This window comes from Secundilactobacillus collinoides DSM 20515 = JCM 1123 (assembly GCF_001435975.1).
Taxonomy (GTDB): Bacteria; Bacillota; Bacilli; order Lactobacillales; family Lactobacillaceae; genus Secundilactobacillus; species Secundilactobacillus collinoides.
In genome coordinates this window covers 1,297-1,912 of sequence record NZ_AYYR01000121.1, presented here as the reverse complement: position 1 = coordinate 1,912, position 616 = coordinate 1,297, and the positions used below count along the sequence as shown (strand labels likewise).

At 50.6% G+C, this 616-nt stretch carries 6 tRNA genes; all 6 read left to right on the top strand.

What is annotated here, in order from left to right:
* Nucleotides 1-64: 64 nt before the first annotated feature.
* The 6 genes from FC82_RS15155 (at nucleotide 65) to FC82_RS15130 (ending at nucleotide 611) form a co-directional block, all read left to right on the top strand.
* A tRNA-Val gene (locus tag FC82_RS15155) sits at nucleotides 65-137 on the top strand.
* A gap of 3 nt (nucleotides 138-140) precedes the next feature.
* A tRNA-Lys gene (locus FC82_RS15150) sits at nucleotides 141-213 on the top strand.
* A gap of 48 nt (nucleotides 214-261) precedes the next feature.
* Nucleotides 262-334: transfer RNA gene (locus FC82_RS15145), tRNA-Thr, on the top strand.
* Nucleotides 335-347: 13 nt separating this feature from the next.
* Nucleotides 348-419: transfer RNA gene (locus tag FC82_RS15140), tRNA-Gly, on the top strand.
* A 12-nt stretch (nucleotides 420-431) separates the two neighbouring features.
* A tRNA-Leu gene (locus FC82_RS15135) sits at nucleotides 432-517 on the top strand.
* Between the two features lie 20 nt (nucleotides 518-537).
* Nucleotides 538-611, top strand: a tRNA-Arg gene (locus FC82_RS15130).
* Nucleotides 612-616: the final 5 nt, after the last annotated feature.

Sequence of the window (616 nt, the reverse complement as noted above, 5' to 3'; positions counted from 1 at the left end):
CACGCCAAGAGTAGTTGGGGGATCGCCCCCTGCGAGGGTAGGACGTTGCCACGCTATCTATTATGGAGGATTAGCTCAGTTGGGAGAGCGTCTGCCTTACAAGCAGAGGGTCACAGGTTCGAGCCCTGTATCCTCCATTTGAGCCGTTAGCTCAGTTGGTAGAGCATCTGACTTTTAATCAGAGGGTCGACAGTTCGAGACTGTCACGGCTCATTACCGATGAAAAATTCGGATGATCTACACCCATTTTCATTTTGAGTTGCCGACTTAGCTCAGTTGGTAGAGCACCTGTCTTGTAAACAGGGGGTCGGAAGTTCGAATCTTCTAGTCGGCATTTAACAACATATGCGGAAGTAGTTCAGTGGTAGAACATCACCTTGCCATGGTGGGGGTCGCGGGTTCGAATCCCGTCTTCCGCTTTTGCCAAAAACGCCGGGGTGGCGGAATTGGCAGACGCACAGGACTTAAAATCCTGCGGTCAGTGATGACCGTACCGGTTCGATCCCGGTCCTCGGCATTGTTACAATTTAATATTTTGCACCCATAGCGCAATTGGATAGAGTGTCTGACTACGAATCAGAAGGTTGTAGGTTCGACTCCTACTGGGTGCATCGAG